This is a genomic window from Paenibacillus nitricinens (assembly GCF_052056485.1).
Taxonomy (GTDB): Bacteria; Bacillota; Bacilli; order Paenibacillales; family Paenibacillaceae; genus Paenibacillus_AQ; species Paenibacillus_AQ nitricinens.
The window spans coordinates 5,855,921-5,878,746 of sequence record NZ_CP183948.1; the positions used below are offsets into that span (position 1 = coordinate 5,855,921).

At 44.4% G+C, this 22,826-nt stretch carries 20 protein-coding genes; 3 read left to right on the forward strand and 17 right to left on the reverse strand.

From position 1 onward, the window contains the following. Positions 1–72: 72 nt before the first annotated feature. Entirely contained in the window at positions 73–1,830 is a 1,758-nt protein-coding gene (locus ACN6KS_RS25970; protein WP_440960795.1) for an ABC transporter ATP-binding protein, read from the forward strand. After that, positions 1,830–3,590: an ABC transporter ATP-binding protein gene (locus ACN6KS_RS25975; RefSeq protein WP_341135731.1), complete on the forward strand. Its 1,761-nt coding sequence runs from the start codon at positions 1,830–1,832 to the stop codon at positions 3,588–3,590. Before ACN6KS_RS25970 ends, ACN6KS_RS25975 begins: the two co-directional genes overlap by 1 nt. Positions 3,591–3,662: 72 nt before the next feature. On the opposite strand, the gene ACN6KS_RS25980 is transcribed toward ACN6KS_RS25975, so the two are convergent. Then, positions 3,663–4,451, reverse strand: a complete 789-nt coding sequence (locus tag ACN6KS_RS25980; RefSeq protein WP_094871847.1) for a TrmH family RNA methyltransferase — start codon at positions 4,449–4,451, stop codon at positions 3,663–3,665. 321 nt (positions 4,452–4,772) lie between these two features. After that, the gene (locus tag ACN6KS_RS25985) at positions 4,773–5,432 is read right to left on the reverse strand and encodes a potassium channel family protein (RefSeq protein ID WP_076285312.1); all 660 of its coding nucleotides are present in this window, start codon (positions 5,430–5,432) and stop codon (positions 4,773–4,775) included. A gap of 232 nt (positions 5,433–5,664) precedes the next feature. Here ACN6KS_RS25985 and ACN6KS_RS25990 point away from each other — a divergent pair, with 232 nt between their 5' ends. Beyond that, positions 5,665–5,901, forward strand: coding sequence for a small acid-soluble spore protein SspI (locus ACN6KS_RS25990; RefSeq protein WP_042130985.1), 237 nt, complete (start codon positions 5,665–5,667; stop codon positions 5,899–5,901). A gap of 104 nt (positions 5,902–6,005) precedes the next feature. Here the strand turns inward: ACN6KS_RS25990 and ACN6KS_RS25995 are convergent, their stop codons facing one another. The 15 genes from ACN6KS_RS25995 to ACN6KS_RS26065 all read right to left on the reverse strand — a co-directional run bounded on the left by ACN6KS_RS25995 (position 6,006) and on the right by ACN6KS_RS26065 (position 22,788). Beyond that, positions 6,006–7,604, reverse strand: a complete 1,599-nt coding sequence (locus ACN6KS_RS25995) for a peptide chain release factor 3 (RefSeq protein WP_094871849.1) — start codon at positions 7,602–7,604, stop codon at positions 6,006–6,008. A 1,575-nt stretch (positions 7,605–9,179) separates the two neighbouring features. Next, positions 9,180–10,730 carry a glucose-6-phosphate dehydrogenase gene (gene zwf / locus ACN6KS_RS26000; protein WP_094874745.1) on the reverse strand — a complete coding sequence of 517 codons (1,551 nt, stop codon included), beginning with the start codon at positions 10,728–10,730 and terminating at the stop codon, positions 9,180–9,182. Between the two features lie 190 nt (positions 10,731–10,920). Next, positions 10,921–11,736 (reverse strand): YwmB family TATA-box binding protein, encoded by an 816-nt coding sequence (locus ACN6KS_RS26005; protein ID WP_440960796.1) that lies wholly within the window; start codon positions 11,734–11,736, stop codon positions 10,921–10,923. A 117-nt stretch (positions 11,737–11,853) separates the two neighbouring features. Continuing rightward, on the reverse strand, positions 11,854–12,507 hold the full coding sequence (locus ACN6KS_RS26010; RefSeq protein WP_179281788.1) for a response regulator: 654 nt from the start codon (positions 12,505–12,507) through the stop codon (positions 11,854–11,856). Between the two features lie 18 nt (positions 12,508–12,525). Then, complete coding sequence (locus ACN6KS_RS26015; protein ID WP_094874747.1) at positions 12,526–13,560, reverse strand: sensor histidine kinase; 1,035 nt, start codon at positions 13,558–13,560, stop codon at positions 12,526–12,528. A 30-nt stretch (positions 13,561–13,590) separates the two neighbouring features. After that, positions 13,591–14,238: a cell wall-active antibiotics response protein LiaF gene (gene liaF / locus ACN6KS_RS26020; RefSeq protein WP_094874748.1), complete on the reverse strand. Its 648-nt coding sequence runs from the start codon at positions 14,236–14,238 to the stop codon at positions 13,591–13,593. A gap of 124 nt (positions 14,239–14,362) precedes the next feature. Beyond that, a complete protein-coding gene (locus ACN6KS_RS26025) occupies positions 14,363–15,067 on the reverse strand; it encodes a PspA/IM30 family protein (RefSeq protein ID WP_094874749.1) in 705 nt (234 codons plus the stop codon). A gap of 3 nt (positions 15,068–15,070) precedes the next feature. Further along, a complete protein-coding gene (locus tag ACN6KS_RS26030; RefSeq protein WP_094874752.1) occupies positions 15,071–15,538 on the reverse strand; it encodes a PspC domain-containing protein in 468 nt (155 codons plus the stop codon). A gap of 4 nt (positions 15,539–15,542) precedes the next feature. Then, positions 15,543–16,220, reverse strand: a complete 678-nt coding sequence (locus ACN6KS_RS26035) for a PspA/IM30 family protein (RefSeq protein ID WP_440960797.1) — start codon at positions 16,218–16,220, stop codon at positions 15,543–15,545. Positions 16,221–16,264: 44 nt separating this feature from the next. After that, the gene (locus ACN6KS_RS26040; protein WP_042191767.1) at positions 16,265–16,567 is read right to left on the reverse strand and encodes a LiaF transmembrane domain-containing protein; all 303 of its coding nucleotides are present in this window, start codon (positions 16,565–16,567) and stop codon (positions 16,265–16,267) included. A 330-nt stretch (positions 16,568–16,897) separates the two neighbouring features. Next, positions 16,898–17,920 (reverse strand): sensor histidine kinase, encoded by a 1,023-nt coding sequence (locus ACN6KS_RS26045; RefSeq protein ID WP_440960798.1) that lies wholly within the window; start codon positions 17,918–17,920, stop codon positions 16,898–16,900. 2 nt (positions 17,921–17,922) lie between these two features. Further along, complete coding sequence (locus ACN6KS_RS26050) at positions 17,923–18,600, reverse strand: response regulator transcription factor (protein WP_094878670.1); 678 nt, start codon at positions 18,598–18,600, stop codon at positions 17,923–17,925. A 66-nt stretch (positions 18,601–18,666) separates the two neighbouring features. Further along, positions 18,667–21,165, reverse strand: coding sequence for an ABC transporter permease (locus tag ACN6KS_RS26055; protein WP_440960799.1), 2,499 nt, complete (start codon positions 21,163–21,165; stop codon positions 18,667–18,669). Continuing rightward, complete coding sequence (locus ACN6KS_RS26060) at positions 21,165–21,839, reverse strand: ABC transporter ATP-binding protein (protein ID WP_440960800.1); 675 nt, start codon at positions 21,837–21,839, stop codon at positions 21,165–21,167. The genes ACN6KS_RS26055 and ACN6KS_RS26060 overlap by 1 nt, the downstream gene beginning before the upstream one ends. Before the next feature lie 121 nt (positions 21,840–21,960). After that, the gene (locus ACN6KS_RS26065; protein ID WP_094874514.1) at positions 21,961–22,788 is read right to left on the reverse strand and encodes a MetQ/NlpA family ABC transporter substrate-binding protein; all 828 of its coding nucleotides are present in this window, start codon (positions 22,786–22,788) and stop codon (positions 21,961–21,963) included. Positions 22,789–22,826 lie beyond the last annotated feature (38 nt).

The window sequence follows — 22,826 nt, forward strand, 5'->3', positions numbered from 1 at the left end:
AGCAAAAGTTAACTTTCAGTTTATTATTCTCCTTTACAATCAGAGCATCATTAATACAAAGGAGTCATTCTTATGTTGAAATTACTCAAGAATCTGGAACCCAAAGAATGGTTCTTATTCGGAATCAGCCTTATGTTCATCATCGCTCAAGTCTGGCTGGATTTAGAACTGCCTGACTACATGAGTGATATTACCCGGCTGATCCAGACACCAGGAAGCGAAATGAATGAAATTCTTGTCGCAGGAGGCTGGATGCTACTCTGTGCTCTTGGCAGTCTGGCGACCTCGGTTGTTGTAGCGGGCATTGCTGCGAGAATAGCGGCCGACTTGTCTGCAAGACTGCGTTCCAATTTGTTCGATAAGGTGCAGTCCTTCTCCATGGAGGAGATCAGCAACTTCTCAACAGCCAGTCTAATTACCCGATCCACGAATGACATCACGCAAGTACAAATGCTGATTGTGATCGGCTTACAGCTACTCGTGAAAGCACCAATCCTCGCAGTCTGGGCGATACTCAAGATTTCGGGTAAAAGCTGGGAGTGGACTCTTACGACAGGTGCTGCGGTCGCATTGCTAGTAGTTATTGTCGCAGTCTGTATCGTGCTCGTCCTGCCTAAATTTAAAAAGCTGCAGCTGCTTACAGATAATCTAAATCGTGTATCCAGAGAGAATCTTAACGGTCTTCGTGTCATCCGGGCGTATAATGCCGAGGAATATCAAGAACAGAAGTTCGCTGTAGCCAACAACGAGCTTACCAGCACCAACCTATTTACCAACAATGTAATGACCCTATTGATGCCAAGTATTACTTTGATTATGAGTGGACTCAGTCTCTCCATCTATTGGGTGGGTGCAGTGCTCATTCAAGCAGCCGAGGGTACCGCCAAGATGGGCTTGTTCTCAGATATGATCGTATTCTCATCTTATGCCATGCAAGTGGTTATGGCCTTTATGATGCTGATTATGATCTTTATTCTACTGCCCCGTGCTCAAGTATCGGCTAAACGTATCAATGAAGTGCTAGAAACAGTACCTAGCTTGAAGAATGGATCAGTAACTCAATTCCCTGTGAAGCGAGAAGATGAAATTGAATTCAAGGGGGTTAGCTTCAAATATCCAGATGCAGAGGAATATGTGTTGGAGAACATCAGCTTCACGGCGAAGCAGGGGGAGACGGTTGCTTTTATCGGATCTACAGGCTGCGGGAAAAGTACACTTGTTAACCTCATTCCCCGTTTCTATGATGCTACAGAAGGCGAAGTGCTGGTAAATGGTATCAATGTCAGAGAATACGACCAGCAAGCGCTGCGGAATAAAATGGGCTATGTCTCTCAGAAGGCTGTTCTATTTGGCGGAACAGTGTCCTCCAATATTGCATTTGGTGAGAACGGATCCGGTCAGGTCCTCAGTTCAGATATTGTAGATGCAGTGTACACTTCCCAATCCTCTGAATTTGTAGAAAAGCTAGAGGGGAACTATGATGCCCATATCGCCCAAGGCGGAACGAATCTGTCTGGCGGGCAAAAACAGCGGCTATCGATTGCCAGAGCGATTGCCCGGCGTCCAGAAATATTAATCTTTGACGATTCTTTCTCCGCGCTTGACTATAAGACTGACCGCAAACTGCGCAGTGAACTTAAGAAAGACGCGAATGATTCAACGATGCTGATCGTTGCACAGCGTATTGGTACAATTAAAGATGCCGACAAGATCATTGTGCTGGAAGCCGGACGAATCGCAGGTATGGGAACCCATGACGAACTAATGCAGTCCTGCGACATCTATCAGGAAATTGCTTATTCTCAGCTTACGAAGGAGGAGCTTGCATAATGAAAACCAAAAATAAAGGCCAGAATACATGGATCAAGCTGCTCCGCTACTGCCGTAAATATGTCCCGGTTATTGTGATTGCGCTAATCTGCGCGGCAGTTGGAACGGTGCTCACGTTATTCGGTCCGGACAAACTCTCCGAGATCACCGACAAAATTACAGCTGGTCTTGCCGGCAGCATCGATATGGACGGCATTACTACCATTGGCATTACCCTCGTCGTAATTTACGGCGTCGGTGCGTTGTTGTCACTCTCGCAAGGCTTGATCATGTCGATTATTACCCAGAAGGTCTCGAAGAAATTAAGAACTGATCTGGCTCATAAAATGAACAAACTTCCAATCTCCTACTATAATAAATCGGCCACAGGTGATATTTTATCCCGGGTAACGAATGATGTAGATACCATCGGGCAATCGATGAATCAGAGTATTGGTAATGTCGTGACCGCCATAGCCATGTTCGTCGGCTCGATCGTCATGATGCTGAAGACCAATGTAATTATGACCCTTACCGCTATCGTGGCAACGATCATCGGCTTTGGCCTTATGGTGGTCATTATGAAGAAATCACAGAAATATTTTGCTAGCCAGCAGGAGTATTTAGGTAAAATCAACGGTCATGTCGAAGAAGTGTACACAGGACATAATGTAGTTAAAGCGTATAATGGCGAAGCGCAGATGCGCACTACCTTCCAGGAATTAAATCAGGGACTGAAGAACAGCGCCTTCAAAGCGCAATTCCTCTCTGGGCTGATGCCACCCCTGATGGGCTTTATTGGTAATCTAGGATTCGTTGCCGTCTGTATCGTTGGTGGTGTACTCGCCATGAACGGCACGATTTCTTTTGGGGTTATCGTCGCCTTCATTATGTATGTACGTTACTTTACCCAGCCGTTGTCCCAGATTGCCCAGGCCGCGCAAAGTCTGCAAGCTGCATCTGCAGCTGGCGGACGCGTGTTCGAATTTCTGGAGGCTGAGGAAATGGAAGACGAGAGCCACAAAGAGAACACAATGCCAACTGCTAAAGGTAAAGTAAAATTTGATCAAGTACAATTTGCGTATGAGACTTCAGAAAAACTGATTATCAATAACTTCTCGACAGATGTAAAACCTGGGCAGAAAGTGGCTATCGTTGGTCCTACCGGCGCAGGCAAAACTACGCTGGTCAATCTGCTCATCCGGTTCAACGAATTGACGGGCGGAGAAATCTACATCGATGATACGCCGATCAGCAGCCTGACGAGAGAAAATATTCATGATCTGTTCTGTATGGTCCTGCAGGATACTTGGCTGTTTGAAGGTACCATCAAAGAGAACCTGATTTACAATCAGCAGAACATAACGGACGAGAAGCTTATAGAGGCTTGCAAGTCCGTTGGCCTGCACCGCTTCATTAAATCCTTAAGTGACGGATACAACACCGTGCTGAACGATAAGGTTAATCTGTCCGCCGGACAAAAGCAGCAGCTGACTATCGCTCGCGCGATGCTGAAAGATGCTCCCATGCTCATTCTTGATGAAGCTACAAGCTCAGTGGATACCCGTACAGAGTTGCTGATTCAACAGGCGATGGATAAGCTTATGGAAGGCAGAACCTCTTTCGTTATCGCACACCGGCTCTCAACGATCAAGAACGCTGATGTGATTCTGGTCCTGAAGGACGGCGATATCCTGGAAAGCGGCAGCCACGCGGAATTGCTGGCTCGAAACGGATTCTATGCAGAGCTTTACAATAGCCAATTTGAGCAGGCTTCTTAAAACGACAAAAAAAACTGCAACTCAATCATGAGCTTGCAGTTTTTTATCGTCCGTTCCTGTATTAGAAACAGCTTAAACCTCTCGCTGTCTCATTCCCTCAAACAGCAAAATCGTCGCCGCCATCGCCGCATTCAGCGATTCCGCCCGCCCCGCCATCGGAATGATGATACTCTTGTCCACGAGACGCGCCGTTTCCGGCGAAATCCCCTTACCCTCGCTGCCAATCAGCAGCCACTGGCTGCCGTGAAAATCGTGCTCATAGCATGATTCTTCACCCTGCAGCGAAGTGCTCACCAGCAGTGTCCCATTTTCCCGGGCCTGTGGCAAAATCTCACTTAAATCTCCCTCCACCACCGGGAGATGGAACATTGAGCCCATCGTTGAACGGATGGTCTTCGGATTATAAAGGTCGGCACAGCCTTGGCCGAGGATCACTCCGTCTGCTCCCGCAGCATCCGCGCTGCGGATGATGGTGCCGACATTACCGGGGTCCTGGACGCCGTCCAGGACAACCACCAGACTATCCTTCTTCGCTAGGATAGCCGCTACCGCCTGCTGTTCCTTCCGCACAATGGCGAACACCGGCTGCGGTGTATTAGTGCTGCTACATTTCGAGATGATCGCCGCTGATACGCCAATCACATCCATGCCCTGAACGGACTGAAGAAGCCCTTTGAGTTCAGCGGGCATTCCCTTGTCTAAGTCATAAGCAAGGCATTCCACATCTGCTTCAGCCAGCAGCGCTTCCTGTACAAGATGAACGCCTTCTACGATATATTTACGAGCTTTGTCACGGTGCTTTTTCTCTTGCAGCCCGGCCCACTCTTTAACCCGCGTATTTTGCGGAGACATGATTTCCATAAAGTCTTCCTTTCTTATGCCTTGCCATTTATTCTTGCTCTTATATCTTTGTTCTTTATCTTTATCTTTATCTTTGTCTTTGTTCTTCTTCTCTTTTACTCCCCTATAAGCCTGATGAATACGTTATGGAGAGGAAATTTGGAACTGTAGGAGCGTAAGCGCTCGCCCGAAAGCTTTACGTAGTAAAACTCACTTCGAAAGCATAAGCAGTCTCCGGATTTTATCCGCAGCAGGCGTTTCAAATCAAAAAAATCTGGAGACAACAGCGTCCGGAAATCCAAACTTTCCTCGCAATAACGCTTATCATCAGAATCGCCTCACCTACTGATACGCGATCTCCAGCTTCGTCAGGTTATCTTTATGCCCAACGATTACAAGGATATCCCCATCGATCAATCGATCCTCTGCGCGAGGGGAGATGTTCATCTCTTCACCTTGGCGAATAGCCATTACGTTACAGCCATATTTTGCACGGATATCGAGCTCTTGTAGATTTTTCCCGAGCATCGATCCGGATACCTTCATGTCCAAAATACTATAATCAGGCGACAGCTCGATATAATCTAATATATTAGGCGAAGCCAAATGGTGCGCAACCCGCATTCCCATATCCCGTTCAGGATAAATCACCTTGTCTGCACCAATTTTGCCTAATACTTTGCCGTGCAGCTCACTTTTTGCTTTTGCGATAATTGCTGGTACACCAAGGTCCTTCAGGATTAAAGTGGTAAGAATGCTTGCTTGGATGTCCTCTCCAATAGCCACAACCACCACATCAAAATTGCGAATACCAAGTGCGCGTAGCGCTTCTTCATCCGTTGAATCTGCAGATACAGCGTGTGTAACTATATTTGAAATCTCCTGTGTCCGCTGCTCGTCCGCATCAATCGCAAGTACGTCAAACCCCATACCGCTGAGTGCTCTCGCAACACTGGATCCGAAACGCCCCATGCCAATGATGGCATATTGTTTTTTGGCCATGTCTTATGTACCTCCTGTAGCATTTCTATATCTCAAACAGTATATCATAAGCCAAGAAGAAACGTCATTGTCGTGCTTTATGGATGACAATCGTTTATCGCAAAAATATAAGAATGATGTATAGTGTCAACTTATACTACTTATATTTGAACAAAAACTTGAATTTCCAGCAGCTATACAGGGTACATTAAAACGACGTGAATATCACTATATTTCAAAAAGGAGGTACGTTATGCCGGTTACTATTGACTTACGCCAGGCGATTATTCATAAAGTGCATGGTCAATCTGAAGAAGATTTGCGGCATATGATTGAAGGCTCGGTAGACGGACCGGAAGCAGCACTCCCGGGACTTGGCGCCGTGTTTGAAATGATATGGAAGGACTTAGACACCGCTAAGCAAGATAATTTGGTGTCTATGCTGCATGATCACCTGGAGACTATTACCCCTGGGAATATCACATCATAACGTGACGTAATAAGTCAAAAACCTCCGCTTCTCCAGCGTGCAATTGCACGTCGGAAGCGGAGGTTTTTTATTAACATTTAGGATGTTCTAGCTTATATCCTTAATTATAGCAATGCTTTTGGAGCCATCTCTAGGAACGTAGCTGTCGGGTTCTTATCCATCGCTGTCCGCATAGCATATTCGTTCTCGAACAAGACAACAAAATTCCCCTTCTTATCTGTAACGAGCGTAGAGTTAATACGGAATTTACTCGCATCCGGTTTAGCATCATCTACGATCCAACGTGCAAACTGGTATGGCATACGCTGCAACAGAACATCGACACCATATTCACCCTTCATGCGGTACTCGAACACCTCAAACTGCAGCTGTCCCACTACGCCGAGCAGAATATCATCGAAGTTAACCGTGCGGAATACTTGAATCATACCCTCTTCAGTCAGCTGATCGACACCCTTTTGGAACTGCTTCGATTTCAAAGCATTTTTAATACTCACTTTAGCAAAAATCTCTGGTGAGAATGTTGGCAGCTCATCGAATTCCAATTCTCCTGCCTGGCTCAGTGTATCTCCAATTCTAAAAATACCTGGGTCAAACAACCCGATAATATCTCCCGGATAAGCTTCCTCTACGATATCACGGTCTTGGGCCAAAAATTGTTGCGGCTGGGCGAGCTTAATGTCCTTACCCGCACGTACATGCTTCACGCTCATCCCCCGTTCGAACTTACCGGATACAATACGCAGGAAGGCAATTCGGTCACGGTGAGCCGGGTTCATATTGGCTTGGATTTTGAACACATAACCTGTGAATTTCTCATTCATAGGTTCTATTAAACCTGTAGTGCTTCGGCGTGGTTCAGGCTTCGGTGCCAGATCCAAGAAATTATCGAGGAAAGTCTGTACGCCGAAATTGTTAATCGCACTACCGAAGAACACAGGTGTAAGTTCACCACTTAGTACTTTTTCATAGTCAAAAGCATCGCCTGCTACATCCAGCAGCTCCAGATCCTGACACAATTGATCATGCAGATATTCTCCCGCCATTTCACGAATGATTGGATCACGATATCCGTCAACCTTTTGCACCTTGATTACGGAGTGATCGTCACCTTGGAACAGCTCCACCTGATTCTTCATCCGGTCATATACGCCGCACAATTCACGTCCACTGCCAATCGGCCAGTTCATAGGCACAGAGCGAATGCCCAGTACCTGCTCCAGCTCTTCCATTAGATCAAACGGACTGCGTCCTTCACGGTCCAGCTTATTGATAAAAGTAAAGATTGGAATCCCACGTTTAGCACATACCTGAAACAGCTTGGTCGTTTGGGTTTCCACCCCTTTTGCCACGTCGATAAGCATGACCGCACTATCCGCTGCTGTTAGTGTACGGTAGGTGTCCTCACTAAAGTCTTGGTGACCCGGTGTATCCAAAATATTCACGCGGTGATTCAAATAATCAAACTGCATCACAGAGGAAGTAACAGAAATCCCCCGTTGCTTTTCAATTTCCATCCAGTCACTCGTTGCATGCTTGTTCGCCTTACGGGCCTTAACCGTTCCCGCCAGACGGATAGCGCCACCGAATAACAGTAGTTTTTCCGTTAAAGTTGTTTTACCCGCATCCGGGTGGGAAATGATCGCAAAGGTTCTGCGTCTGTCCACTTCCTTTTGCAGCTTCTGATCTATTGCTTTGTTCATTACACATATCCCTTCATATATAAAATTCCTGCTTCTGCTTCAATTACACTGGGGTTATCTTCAAATCGGTGCTCTGCTCATTGTTCATACCCCTTCATTTCTGAATGAATAGCTATCTTAGGTCTAGCTCCAGTCCGCTTCAAGTGAAAGCATCCCCTAAAGTATATCAAAATCCGGCAGATATTATCTACTAAAAAGCTTTTGCAGCAAAATATCTCCCAAATCAAGTCTATATCCTGTTCACCAGTTCCCATAGCTCAACAAGAAAAACGCCTGACGGCGTCCTTGGAACTAGAGTTACAAGCTGAGTACATCCGTTCCATACTCGTATCCATATGCACCTTCGTAGTGAGGTTCCGCTACGGACCGTACGGATCTTTATTTCGATGAAATGAGCACATATATTAGGGACGAATCGTATTGCACTTATTCCCTAATAACAAGCCTTTCCTGGGTGATTCAGGGCGGATAACAGCGCTAGTTCGATTACGTTACCGGAGGCACATTGTATTCGGTTTTTCGCATACATTTGGTTCGTTTACGTTACTGGAGGCACATTGTATTTGGTTTTTCGCATACATTGGCTCGATTACGTTACCGGAGGCACATTGTATTCGGTTTTTCGCATACATTGGCTCGGTTACGTTACCGTAGGCACAATGTATTCGGTTTTTCGCATACAATCGGCTCGTTTACGTTACTGGCGGCACATTGTATTCGGTTTTTCGCATACAATCGGCTCGGTTACGTTACTGGCGGCACATTGTATTCGGTTTTTCGCATACAATCGGCTCGTTTACGTTACCGTAGGCACAATGTATTCGGTTTTTCGCATACAATCGGCTCGGTTACGTTACTGGCGGCACATTGTATTCGGTTTTCCGCATACATTTGGCTCGTTTACGTTACCGGAGGTACATTGTATTCGGTTTTTCGCATACATTTGGCTCGGTTACGTTACCTGAGGCACATTGTATTCGGTTTTTCGCATACAATCGGCTCGGTTACGTTACTGGCGGCACATTGTATTCGGTTTTTCGCATACAATCGGCTCGTTTACGTTACTGGCGGCACATTGTATTCGGTTTTTCGCATACATTTGTCCGTAAGCTCGACTAAAACATGCATTTCAGAGGTTAAGGTCCGCTCGGTCCGTCCCAAAGAGGTGTGTGTTAATTGGAAACAGGGCTCCCCATGCCTACCTGTTGAATACAGGCCCCTCCCTTGAATTCGTTTCACATTTCTCCGCAGTAGTAAAATAGTTGTATTTCCTACACTTATAAGAAGTATTAGCATTTCCAATCGCCTTTAGTTGTATTTGATGCAATTAAAAATTCAATGTGCTAGCTTTTAGGCCTTATGCGGAGAAAATAGTTGCAGAGAATACACTTAAAAGACTAATTTCCACCCAATATGTGATTTTAATTGTACAAAGTGCAGCTATTTGAAAAATGCTCCTGTCGCCCGAGCGGCATTTGGAGCCAGAGTGGCCTTGGGAGGCTGAGTGTTTTCTAATCTCAGCATTACAAAAAATCTCCCTGCATCCTCTGCAGGGAGATAGCATTAACGCAAAGTTTAGTTATTCTTCAGCCATACTACATTATCTTCTTCTTGACCGTTTACCGGCCACCAATGGAAGCCATCCTGAGCAAGCAATTGATCCGCTTCAACCGGACCCCAAGTGCCAGCAGGATAAGAAGATAAATCACGCGACTCTTCCTTCCAAGCCTTCGCAATACGATCCACGAACGACCATGCCGACGATACCTCATCCCAACGAGTGAAATAAGTGGAATCTCCACGTGCCGCGTCATGAAGCAAGCGCTCGTAAGCTTCCGGGGAATTGATTCCAACCAAGCAGCTCTGACAGAAGTCCATAGCTAGTGGTTGAATTTCAGACTCGGAACCCGGCTTCTTGGCATTAATCTTTACATAAATGCCTTCCATTGGGTTCACACGGATAACAAGCAGGTTAGGCTCCAGCGTATGCTTTTGTCCCAAATAAACATTGGTTGGCATTCCCTTGAACTCAACTACCACTTCCGTTGTCTTCACCGGTAGACGTTTACCTGTACGAATATAGAAAGGAACTCCAGCCCAGCGGAAGTTATCTACAAACACACGGGCAGCAAAATACGTCTCAGTACTCGATTCAGGATCAACCTTATCTTCCTGACGATAAGCAGGAAGGGGCTTTCCACCATGCAAGCCTTGAATATACTGTGCTCTCACGACGTTCTCACGAACCTCGTCAGATGTACCATAAGGACGAAGGGAACGAAGTACCTTCACCTTCTCGTCACGAATATCTTCTGCAAGCAGACGGCTTGGTGGTTCCATTGCGATCATAGTCAGCAGTTGCAATATATGATTCTGGCCCATATCCCGTAACGCTCCAGCATGGTCATAATAACCACCACGCTCTTCAACACCTACGGTTTCGCCAAGTGTAATTTGAATATTGGCAATGTGCTTATTATTCCAAAGCGGTTCGAAAAAAGCGTTGGCAAAACGAATGACTTCGATATTCTGAACCATTTCTTTACCAAGATAATGATCGATCCGGTAGATCTCCTCTTCCTTGAATACCTCACGGATCTGCTCGTTCAGCTGCTCAGCTGACTCCAGATTATATCCAAAAGGCTTCTCGATGACGAGGCGATTCCAACCTGTGCTATCCAGCATGCCGCCAGCCTTAAGGTTGAACGAGACACTGCCGAACAATTCAGGTGCCAACGCAAGATAGAACATCCGATTGCCCGGAATTCTGAACTTCTCTTCAAGAGCTTCTGTTTGAGCTCTTAATTCACGGAAGCCATCAATATCGTTGATGTCCAGAGATTTGTATTCAAAATGCTGTACAAACTCATTCCATTCGTTCTCTTCTCCCGCTTTATAACGGCAGAATTCAAGGATGGATTCCTTCACATCACTTCTAAATTCTTCCTGAGTACGCGGGCGCCGCGCCACGCCAATTACCGCAAAATCATGTGCCAGCTTACCTTCACGGTACAAGCTGTAAATCGCCGGGAAAAGCTTACGCCGGGCTAAATCTCCGGTTGCCCCAAAGATAAAAAAGACAGCACCGGGTGTGTGCAGTGCATCAAGGGTTTGATTTTCAGCCATGGCTCCTCATCTTTCTGTATGTAATATAGTTTATTGACATTCTCAGCGTCGAGTAAACGACGTTATGTCATTTTAGCATATTCCTAAAAAGGATGCTATCAGATTCCTGACAAATACTCTCGGGATTTCGAGAATTTCAATTAAAATTTCTTATTACTAATTATATCTTTGCTTATAAAAAAGGAATTTGTCAGTATTCGATGGTGATTAATGGTAAGCCAATGGTTAGGCGATTCGTCCCATTTTGATCTTCCTGATGCACTGCGATTTGCGCTGAAACCGAATGGTTCCCGCTGACTACCGAGCGTTTCAAATCAGGAACCGAATACGTACGGCTGACTGTTGCTACATCCTTATAGCTCTCTTTCTCACTCACAGTTTTAAACTGCTCTTTAAGTAACCCTTCGGTTTGCGACAATACACCTTCAGGTCCCCCCTGGTTTTCAGCTATTCCTTGAAGGGATACATTCCATTCTGCCTTGATGTTACTCTGTTCTAGGATTGTACTAACTTCATCGGCAGCCCCCTGAAAGCTAACCTTATCCTTTAAATCAGCAGTATCTAACGTCACAATAACATAACTATTTCCTTCTCCAAGCTCGCTCCAAAATAAGGAGAGACGTGATCCATATGGTTTTACCGCTGCTGAACGATAGGTCATATGCCCATCTTCATCATTTCCTGACGGTACTGTCAATCCAAGGCGGGCGCTAAGCTTAGCCACTTCAACAGAAGGATCATTGTAACCGCTGATTGCCCCTTGCCATTTTAAGACGATATGTAGTGGTGAACCAGATACCGTTGTTTTCGTCCCGAGATCTATTAAACTCATCAGTGAAGCATTCAGTTCCGATGTTACTGATGTATGTGAAACAGCTTCGTCTTGATCGATTGATTTTGCTTTAGCGCTTTGAAGGTTTACCAGTAAAGCTACAATGCAGCACAGGAATAATAATATAAAAAGAGTCCCTTTTTTTGTTCCGTTGTTCAACATAGCCTTCAGCATAATTTATTCTCCCTTTCGAACCTCTCTAGCAATCTACTAGACAGTATGTACGAATTAGGAGATTCTAAACTTATGCATTAAAAAAAGACTGAAGCAAGAGGCTTCAGCCTTTGGTTTCTATTCAGCTAGTCCATTTTTATATGCATAAATAGCTGCTTGGGTTCGGTCTTCCACACCCAGCTTCGCGAGAATATTCGTTACATGAAATTTCACAGTCTTGATCCCAATAATTAGTTGGTCCGCGATATCCTGATTCGATTTACCTTGCGCCAGCAGACGTAATACTTCCATCTCGCGCTCTGTAAGCTCTTTATAAGCAGGAGATTCACCCTTTGCATTGTTTCGAAAACGATTCATCATTTTAGAGGCGACCTGTGACTCCAGTACAGACTGGCCTCTTGCCGCGGCACGTATGGCATCTGCCACTTCAGTAGCTCGTGAGGTCTTTAGTAAATAACTGAATGCACCTGCTTCAATCACCGGATACATTTTTTCATCATCCAGATAGCTTGTCAACACAATAACTTTGATTTCGGGATACTGCTTCATTAGCTGTTTGGTCGTTTCAATTCCATCCATCCCATCCATGACAAGATCCATCAGGACTACATCCGGATTGTACTCTTGTGCCAGGCGGATACCTTCTTCCCCACTTCCAGCTTCCCCTACGACTTCTATTCCGTCTTCAGTACCTAGAACAGCAGCTAGTCCAATCCGTACCATTTCATGATCATCTACAAGCAATACCTTAATGGCTTCCTCCATCTCCATGGTCACTCTTTCCTCCTATTATTCATTGACTAACGGAACGGTAATTTCAATCCGCATTCCTTTACCCGGAGCGGTAATAAACTGAATGGAACCTCCGATTTCATTCATCCGCTCCTGCATATTCGACAAACCGTAGGAAGTTTGTTTACTATCATCCATTTCAAAACCAATCCCATCATCACGGAGCGTCAACCGAACCGTATCTCCTCGACGATGCAGCCTAATTTCCATCTTTTCTGCTTTCGCATGACGAAGCGTATTAGAGATTGCCTCCTGCACAATACGGAATAAGTGATTCTCTACCCCTTTTAGCAATTGTACATCAGGGTCCATCTCGAACACGATTTCTATCGGTACTTTAACCTTAAGCTCCTTGATCAGCTCCTGTAGCCCCTGCTCTAATCCCTTACCTTCCAAATAAACAGGTCTTAAGTGCAGCAATAATGCTCTCATCTCTGATTGTGCTACAGCAGACATTTCCTCAATCAGTGCAATTTGCCGTTGCGCCTTGTCAAAATCCTTCTCCAGGGTCCGGCCTACAGCCGTGGCGGTCATAGAGATCGCGAACAGCTGCTGAGAGACAGCATCATGCAATTCACGCGCAAGCCGTTGCCGCTCTTCCATAATAGCAGATACTCGTGCTTGCTCCGCGAGCTTCGCGTTATTTGTAGACAATCGCTGCAGTGTTGTCACTTGGTTTTCCCATTTTCCGCTGATTCGGCCCAATTGTTCCCCGAGCCTTCCCAGCTCATCATCGCCCAAGTCTGGCATAGATAGCGTTAAGTTTCCCTTCTCCCACAATACGAGCGTTTCTCTCAGGCGTTCCAACTTTCGCTTTACCCGAAAGCTCTGATAGAAGCCAAAGCCAACCCCGAACCCCATGGGCAGCAGAATTAAAGTGAAGGCCGTACGTAATCCAATCGTCCAGCTTTCAAAAGGTTTCAAATAGCCATATGTATACATGGTGTACAATATCACTAGCAGCATGACAAAAGAGAACAGAGCCCCCTCACCCATACTGCGTGACATCATATTTTTATTCTTTCTTTCCATACGGGGACCCTCCCTTCAGTATCAAACTAATCAGGATAATCGCACATCCAAATCTCCCATCAAATAAGACACACTAAACTTTACCTTATACTCACTGCTCTCATAGTTAGGGGATTTCCAGTTCAGACGGTTTAGCATACCTGTGTCCCGCTGGTTACCAAATTCAATCGATCCAAAAAGCACAAAGGCTTCGATTTCTATCCCGTAATCATCTGACAATTGAATGTCCATATCCCCAAAGATACCTTGAAACAGCATCACCGTTTCTTTTTGCTCCGCCATAGCCAGTGAAAGATCAAGATCGGCCTCTCCAAGGATATGCCATGAGCTGAGGCTATGCATCACCCAGGGTGAGCGATCCCAGTCAAATCTAGACGAAAAGTTCTGCTTCTGCATGAACCCTTCCTTACGCTGAACTCTTTTGGATTTAGTAAAAAACATCCCTAAAGAAATCAAGCAAATCCCCAGTACCAGCACCAAATGATCCAGCAAAAGCAATATAGCGCCAATCCCGAGCAGCTTATAACCCTGCTTCACTTTGCCTGACGTCGTGCGGTAGACTCCTAGGAACAGGAATAGAAGCGCGACAATGGAGAAAAAGCCGAGCCATCTACCAAAAATCATCATGCAGCCAACACCGATCAGTCCGATGGCAATCAAACGGTTTCGTTTATCCATTTCGCACCTCCTACAAGATATATTATAGCCAGCCGCTACAAAAGCCATATCGGTATGGAGATCCATACCGTATGGCTTCTTCTTGTCCAGCATATCATATCTGCTTAAGTTTTAGGAACAGGATTTAATCTTCTTTTTTGTTTAAAGAAGGAGCAGCCGGTGTATCATTCAGCTTGCTTCTTAATGCAGCCAGTTGCTCATCCACTTTCAGTTGCTTCTCAACATCGACTGGTTTAGTGTAGGCAGCGGATGGGCTGTAAGGTGCACGCATTACATCTGCTTCTGCTTCAAGCTGCATAATCTTCTCTTCCATCCGGTGGAATCCGAGTGACGCACTGCCACTTTCGATGGAATGCACGCTACTGATTTGTGTCATTTGTTTCTTCGCCTTAGCCATTTGAGCGCGGGATACGAGCTCGTTACGCTTGTTGCGCAGCTTGTAGAATTCATCCTTCATATCATGCAGCTGTCCAACCAATTCCTTCGCTTGCACTTCAGCCTGAGCATGAAGATCGCTGTATTCCGCTTGTTTTTGATCGAAGTAGATTTTTTCTTCCAACAGCTTGCGAGTCACTTCTTCTTGGCCGTTTTTCAATGCCAATTCAGCTTGTGCTCCACGTTGTGCGGACATTTTTGCTGCTTCTTCCACGCGTTGCTTCATGCGACGTTCGTTCGCCATTTGCTTGGCAACTGTAACTTCCGCTTCGTGAATTTCAGCCTCCATATCGCGCAGATATTGGTTAAGCATTACGATTGGGTCCTCTACCTTATCCAACAAGTCATTTACCGACGCCTTAGTCATATCTTTAATTCTTTGAAATACTCCCATGATTTACAATTCCCCTTTCTCATATTTAGACAGTTTTTGTTTGAGTTCTTCTACTTCTTTTTGCAGAGCCTTCTTCTCGATATCCTTCATCATCGCATCCAAACCGGAATCCGGAGCTGAATAAGCGTTGTTCTTTTCAAAATTAGGATTGTAGTTAGGTTGGCGTCCGTAAGGTCCATGTCCGCCGTTAGCCTGCGGTCCGTGTCCATGTTCTGGTCTACCTGAGTAAGGACCATCGAATGGGCCACCCGGTGCACCAGGGCCTGGTCCGAAAGGATTATAATGCGTAGGCTCCTTCGGAATGACCAGCGCAGCGATGAAGTACACTGGAATCACGGCACCTCCTGTAAACGGAATGCTGACCAGTAACAGAATCCGGAATAGCGTGGAATCAATACCGAGTGTCTCAGATAATCCACCTGCAAGACCCGTCATCACTTTATCTCTTGTTGAACGATATAATCGACTCATAGCGCTACTCCTTTCCACCATTGTTCAGTTTCTCCTTTAAGCGTGCCATTTCTCTTTCGAGTACGGTAGCTACAGTCTCACCTGCTTGCACCGCATATTCCTGTCCCATGCGACGTACATCGCGCAGGCTCTTCGCTTCTAATTCCCAATCTGACATCCGATCTTCCAGACGTCCGAACATTTTGGGAACATCACCACCGTTACCATAAGCACTTGCTCTTTGATTCATCCGTTGCTGCAGTCTCAGCGACTCCATCCGGGCTGCGTAATACTGACGTTTGCTATAAACTGTCTGATACTCTATTTTCAGCTCATTCAGCTGTCCTTCAAGTACAAACAAGGATTGCTTACTTTGTTCAAATAGCCCGCTGTACTGCTCCAACTTTTCCTCGTGAATGATCTTTTCTTGCAAAGCCAGCTTTGCAAGATGATCTTCTCCTGCTTTTAATGCGAGTAACGCCTGTTCCTCACGTTTGTTTCTCATGGCAGTCGCTTGGTTCACTTGCTGTTGCAATTGCTTCGTATGGGAAGCGTATTGCTGATACAATCTTTCAGCTTCACTGATTTCCTCGCGAGTTGAATGTAGAAATTGATCAATTAGCTTCACAGGATCTTGACTTTGCTCTAGACGTTCATTTAGATTAGCTACTGTAATATCCCTCATGCGACGAAAAACACTCATAATCTCCTGCTCCCTCCCTGCTTCTTGTTTAAGTACAATTCTTCTTAATAAGTACCATTTCTTCTACCCTTTAAAGCTGACACTCCCCATACGATCAACGCCACACCTAGAAGTGGTCCGATGATCCAGGAAAGCTTCGCGATCAAGGTCATGACACCAATGAACATTAGTACCCAACCGATAACCTTGCGTCCACTCTTAATCCCATAGTACCCGAGAACAACCAGCAATACTGGGAACAGTAATCTGAAAATACCGTGAATCAGAGGAAGCGCTAAACCGAGCAGCATTACCGCACCAATCACAATCAGTACAACCGCTAATCCGTTTCCTTGTCTTCTTTGCATTATTTTCTCACCGCCTTTCGTTTCGTTGTCCTTAACCTTATAGCCTTATTCTAGAGCAAATCGCAGACTTTCAAAACAGACCAACGACGGTTTTTGGTACTGGACCTTAGTCGAGGTAGCTGTGCGACTGCAGACCACTATAGGGCTAGCAAAGGACTTTTCATCAATGAAATAGCGACTTTAACAAGCATAAACGCCTTTGGCGTCCTTATAAGGACGGTAAGCGTTTATGCGAGAAATATAAGGATAATGTATAACGTGAAACATATACTTTCTTATATTTTGAGAAAAAACCCCAATTTAGGGGCTAAGCTTCGAGTACATTCAGAATCAGCGTAACGGCAAAAATATAGAAAAAACACTTCCTTTACTTAACTCGGATCTCACTTTTATATATCCACCCTGCTCGGTCACAATTTTACGGGCTAAATAAAGGCCTATGCCAACACCTTCAGTTCCATTGGAACCCGCACCTCGGTAAAATCGTTTAAAAATGTCATTCATCTCAGCGGCAGGAATTCCTATTCCACCATCGGCAACATCAATCCTTGCAAAAAGATCATACCTGCGAATCGTAATTCTAACACTGCAGGACCCGAGCGTATATTTCAGAGCATTATCGATGATGTTATAGATAGCTTCTCCCGTCCACTTGGGATCATGTTGCAGCATAATTCCCTGATCGGATTCCAGTAAGATCTCTATATTCTTTTGCTCGGCTGCTGGAAACGCCTGTTTGATCGCTGACAACACAGTATTCTCAAGACCATACTTCTCCGTATGAAGCTCTATAATACCGGATTCGAGACGCGATAACTTGATCAGATTCTCCATGAGCCAATACAGCTTCTCAATCTGGCTACCCATATGGCGAATAAATTCACTGCGTGTTTCAGCGGGGAGTCCTTCATCCATAAGAAGGCTGTTATACATCCCTAAATTGGCTAAAGGAGTCTTAAGTTGATGAGAGATATCAGAGATCAATGTTTTGACTTCTTGACTCTCTTCACGGTAGCGCTGCTTCTGCGAAGACAACAGCTCAGATAATTGAATAACCTGATGCTGTAATTTAGAGAGAAGTGTATCCTCCTGTACCGGGAACATCTGAGTCATTTGTCCATTAATAAGATCTTGAATCAGTCTCGACAATGAAAATAGAGTGTTTAGCATTTCTTTACGAAGCGCGAGCACAAAACTTATAAACAGCAAAACCATCAAGCTAATAAACACCACGGATACAATAACTACATGCCTCTCAGGCTTATAATAGATAAGCATAGATACAAACAACACAACGGCTACAGCAAAAAAGGTGAACGAGCTCCAAATAATTTTTGTAAAGGGATTCTTCATCCTTACTCTCCCCATGTGTAGCCGATACCGAATACAGTTTTAATATATTGACAATCTTTCGGATCATCCTCAATTTTAGACCGCAGCCTACGAATATTTACGCTTAGTGTATTCTCATCCACGAAATTACCATCTATATCCCATAGCTTCTCCAGCATTAACCTCCTAGTAAGAACTTGACCGCTATTTTCGGTTAAGATGGCAAGGAGACGATACTCATTAGTGGTTAGTTTTATTTCTTGTCCATATTTGTAAATCTTCATTTTGGCTGAGTTAATTGTAATATCCTTGTAATGAAACAGCTCTGAGCCCCCATCAGTGCCTGTTCGTCGGAGAACAGCCTTAACACGTTGCAAAAGTACGGCCATGCTAAATGGCTTCGCAATATAATCATCAGCTCCTAGCCCAAATCCAGCTACCATATCCTGCTCCGTATCGTTGGCAGTTAGAAATATAACCGGAATGGAACTCGTTCGCCGAATTTCCCGACACAGTATAAGGCCACTCTCATCGGGGAGATTAATGTCCAAAAGGACCAGACCGATGGTCTGATCCTGATTCGCAGAGATGCCCTCTTGATAAGAATAGGCCTGAATAATCTTATGGTTTTCTTTTTCAAGCATGAACTTTAATCCCTCATTTAAGAGACGATCATCCTCTACTATTAGAATGGTTGTCATTGAAACTCACCTCAATACCTATCATTGTAACAAGCAGAGGAAGGCTACGCTGTAAATTAATTAGCTCTATTCCATTTGCCGCAGACGTTCCACAATGCTGTCCTTTTTAATTTGCTTATAAGCAATAAGCGGAACACTCAGGCAAACCACAAAAACGAGTACAATTGCAATTGAAAGCGGAAGGGTTGGGAAGCTAAACACAGCATAAGTAGCTTCTTGGCTGAACAGGCTATAAGCACCGTAACTGATTAATGTGCCTATTGTTGAGATTAGCAATGTAGATATGATCGCATAACCTGCTCCTTCAAACAGCAACAGCTTTCTCATCTGCTTAGAGGTCATCCCGATGCTCTCCATCACTGCGAACTCCAGCTTCCGAGCTACAACTCCTGTATACATAATATTAACGTAATTCAAAATTCCAATCAGCGCTAGAATGAGCGCAATTCCGCCACCCATAATGTAAAAGGTTAACTTTGCCGATTCCATGAATTTTTCCATATACAGCTTCGACTCCAGCTTCAGCTCACTATCTCCGCCGATGAGTCCTTCCAATTGATCGGTAATCTGCTTCCAGTCTTCTGAGTCAGCATTAATATACACTTTACTTATAAGTGGGTTTTTCATAAATTTCTCCATTGCAGTGTGACTGATGTATACATTCGGAGCTACAAAATGTGCCGACCCTAGAGAGCTGAAGTCACCTAGCCCGCCAATATCGAAAGATTGTGTCGCTTCGCTGTTTATAGGACCTATTTGAAATAGATCTCCTATCTCAAGACCACTGAGACTAAAATTGTCCAGCAAGGCGATCTCACCTTTTTCAAAGCGTTCCATATCTACAGTGATTTCTAATTTCTCTTCCATCTTCTTAACCTGAGCTGAGTCTAACCCAATAACATGGGTCATTGAGAACATGCTTTGAGGCACAGCTAATTGTTCATCGGTAGGGCGATCTGTGTGATATGATTTTGCGAATTCATCCATATACTTACTGAACACCTTAGGATCATACTTGATCTGACCTATCCCGGTATAAGCTTTGAAGACCTCTTTTACTCCCTTTATATCCTGAATTTCCTTGATCATATCCTCTGTAATCTTGGCTTTCATTTCCCCCTCAAACCCAAAGGACATCGTCTGATTGGACAGCGTGAAATCGCTATCCATGTATTCAGCAATAAAATGATCTGTACTCATACTAAGCACAAGCGTATTGATCACCAGAAAAGTTGTCAGCCCGAGAAATAAAGAGAGAAATACAACCATCGCTCTTTTTTTCACTCTAAAAATATTACGCCAAGCCAGTCGATGCAGCTTAGATCCGCCAGTTCCCCGCTTCGTCTTAGCTTTAACCATCGTACCTGTATATCTCACCGCTTCTATTGGAGAGACTTTGCCAGCGATAGAGGCAGGTTTGATAGCGCTAAACATGGTGGTCAACCAAGCAAACAACGCAGCTCCAATAAAGATTAACGGGTGAAAAGAAATCACCACGCCCGTATCCAAATCCATTGTACTCATAGCCAGCGGCACCATTACGAAGGAAGTCACAGCTCCTGCGGCAAGTCCCAGTGGGATAGCGATAAGTGCTAACCGTGAAGCCTGTGCCCTAACTATTTTTTTAATCTGCAGTTGTGTAGTTCCTAGCGTTCTAAGTAGACCGTAGAACCTTGTATCCCTTGAGACAGAAATATAAAGCACATTATAAATTAATAAATATCCGCTCAACATAACAAATAATATAATTCCAGCATAACCGATCAAAGTCGCTGTTCTATCTGAAGAGGTAGACGATTGGTTAGAGACAGGTTCGAGCTTTTGATTTTTTTCTAATGTAATATCCTGTTGCAAACGCGAGATAAGTTCATCCGTGTTTTTCTCATTAAATAGAATAGTGGCATTTTTGGGATTCTTAAGATCTACGCCATGAGCTGTAGCAAAAGCCCCCGATACCAGCATAGCTCCAGAATTCCCGGTACGGACATGACTGTAATCGGTAAACCATCCACTTAGTACGAAGTTGTTATTCTCTTGAGATTTCACCCCATCTCGCGAAACAGAGTAAGTAAATGGCAAGCTCATGCCTAACTGCGGATCATTAATCCCCAACGACTGTAATATCCATAATGGAACGGCGATTTCATTGTCCTTCTCTGGGTACTTGCCCTTTAATCCGTCGATCACAGGCACACGCATTTCTGTCCATTCCGTAGAGTCATACCAGAGCAAAGCTAAATTAAGGTCTCCCCATTCAGGAGTATTGACAACATCCCCCACTTTGGACTGAAGTCCGATGGTCTTAATATAGGAATGTTCCTTTAACTTGTTTAATTGCTGTTCTGACGGTGAGGTCAAGTAGGCATCAGCCATGGTCCCGTTTATTTTCAAGTGCTGCATTTCGAAGGTTTTATAGTTGCTAAGTCCAATACTAAAAAAAGAAGTAATAAGCCAGGTAGTAAGCACGATGGCTATAATTACGAACCGATTTCGGGTCCGGTTGGCTTTCAGGCTCCTGCTTGTCAGCTTTTTAACAATTGGTTTATTGCTGTTTGGAAACATCATCACAATGCCCCTCCAGTAACTTTACCGTCCTCTATCCGGATGGTCCGGTCTGCAAGCTGAGCAATCTCTTCATTATGAGTAATCATTAGAATCGTCTGATTAAACTGTCTGCTAGTTACTTTGAGTAATCCAATGACCTCCTGACTAGTAATGCTGTCCAAGTTCCCTGTAGGTTCATCTGCTAGGATAATGGAAGGTTTAGCTGCCAAGGCTCGTGCGATAGCTACCCTTTGCTGCTGACCGCCTGATAGCTGACCGGGGAGGTTGTCCAATTTTTGCGAGAGACCTAACGTATTCACAATATGATCCACGAAATCCTTATCTATTTTGTTTCCATCCAGCTCTATGGGTAGCACTATATTCTCGTATACATTCAGAATCGGCACCAGATTGTAGTTCTGAAACACAAATCCAATTTTTCTTCTCCTAAATACGGTTAACTCATCATCCTTCATCCTAAAAATATTCTTTCCATCTATGATCACTTGTCCATCAGTTGCCCGATCAAGTCCGCCAAGCATATGTAAGAGCGTTGACTTCCCACTTCCTGATGTCCCGACAATCGCTATAAATTCACCGTTGTGTATCTCTACGTTAATACCATCTAGTGCCTTGACCAGGTTAGTACCCTTACCGTAATGTTTTGTGAGATTAATTGCGCTAAGTACAGACATATCCCCATCTCCATTCCGCTTTGTTATTCTACAACCCATTATATAGAGCAGTTCTTACATTCTAGTGACACAAAAAAAGACTTGCCCATAATGGACAAGTCTCGTTGAATTACTAATCTAACTATTTAAAAGCAGGCAACGCGATATCCGCGTAATTATCCTCAAGGAATTTCTTCACTTCAGGGCCGCTAATGCGTTTAGCCAACTTCTGAATCGCATCAGAGTCCTTGTTGTCTTCACGTGCAACCAAGGTGATGGTGAATTCAGAATCTTCGCCTTCAGTAATCAGCGCATCTTTCTTCGGTGTCAATCCAAGTGGGCTAGCATAAGCCGGAGTCATTGCTACTAGATCTCCATCATCCAGCATACGGGCCAACATCAACAAATCTACTTCCTCAAACTTAAAGTTTTTTGGATTTTCAGTAATGTCTGCTTGTGTAGCCTGGATGCCTACGCCTTCTTTTAGCTTAATCAAATCGGCTGCAGCAAACATCTGTAAGGAACGACCGATATTTGAAGGATCATTAGCCATTACTAGTGTTGCACCTTCCGGCAGATCCGCAACATTCTTGTAGCGCTTGGAGTATCCACCATAAATAGCGTCATAGACAGGCTGTACCTCTACTAGATTGGAGCCTTTACTTTCATTAAACTGCTTCATATAAGGAACGTGTTGGAAAAAGTTAGCGTCTACCTCTTTATTCGCCAAAGCTTCATTAGGCTGCACATTGTCAGACAGCACAACAATTTCAAGATCAATACCATCTTCCTTCAGAAGTGGCTTTACAATGTCCAGAATTTCCGTCATTGGTGGAATCAAAGTAGCAATCTTTAATTTGGTTAAATCATCGCTACCTTTGGCAGTATTGTTCTTTGCTGCATTATTAGAACCACAACCCGCTACTACCAATACCATTAACATTAGCACAATTATCATTGATTTTTTCATGATTACGACTAACCCCCGCTTTATATAGTAAACAAATT